Source organism: Bacillus sp. P4_D3, assembly GCF_056401855.1.
In genome coordinates, this window is record NZ_JBFUIN010000971.1 from 1 (window position 1) to 1014 (window position 1014).

A 1014-nucleotide genomic window follows, 5' to 3' on the forward strand; every position below is an offset into this window, starting at 1 on the left:
GATTATTTGATCATTATCAAGTTTATCAATTTGAATCAGAATTTCGCCTCCCGTTGGCATGGATTCAATTGCATTTTTTAAAATATTAACAAATACTTGTTTTAATTGATTTCCTTCGCATGGAATCAATGGAATACCAGGTGTAAAATCAATTCTAATTTTTATATTATTCATCATTGCTTGAGGTTGCAGTAGCATTAAAACTTGATCCATTAGCACACTAATATCATTAGGTTGTATCTTTACCACCTGTGGTTTGGCTACCGCCATAAATTCATTAGTAATACTTTCTATACGCTCAATCTCTGATGATACTATATTTATATAACTCTGATTATTMTCAGTTTCCGTTGATTTTAGTAATTGCATAAACCCTTTCATTGCGGTTAATGGATTATTAATTTCATGAGCCATTGCAGTCGCTAATTGTCCTACGACAGCAAGTTTTTCAGATTTCCGTAGTAATTCTTCTGTTTTTAGCCGTTCAGTGATATCACGAGAAATACTCAGGAAAACTTTTTTACCATTTAAGTTAAAAACACGGACACTAAACTCAGTTGTTATTATTTTTCCTGTTGGAAAAGCATATTCATCTTGCAAAGTGAAGGAAGTTTGTCCCTCTCTAATTTTTTCTAACAACCTTACAATCATTTTAGAATCTTGTGGTACTACATTTGGAAATGGTAACGATAGCAGCTCTTCTCTACTATATCCAAATCTTTTACAACCAACAGGGTTTACCTCAATGAATCGACTTGGAACATGATTTTCATTCAGCTCTACTACATATACTGCATCAGTTGCTTGTTCGATTAGTGCACGGTACTTCATTTCACTATCTTTTAATTGTTGGTGTAATCGATGTCGTTCTCTTTCTGCTTGTTTTCTTTCAGAGATGTCTCTACATATTGCAGATAAAGCTATCACATTTCCTCTTACGTCTAGTATAGGAGAAACTGTCAGACTGACATCAAGAAGACTTCCATCGTTACGTCGTCTAACAGTTTCTAATCT

1 protein-coding gene is annotated in these 1014 nt (G+C 33.7%); it reads right to left on the reverse strand.

What is annotated here, in order from left to right; translation table 11 throughout:
• A partial coding sequence (locus AC1DTM_RS28435; protein ID WP_477001484.1) for a PAS domain S-box protein occupies positions 1 to 1014 on the reverse strand: 1014 nt, incomplete at both ends.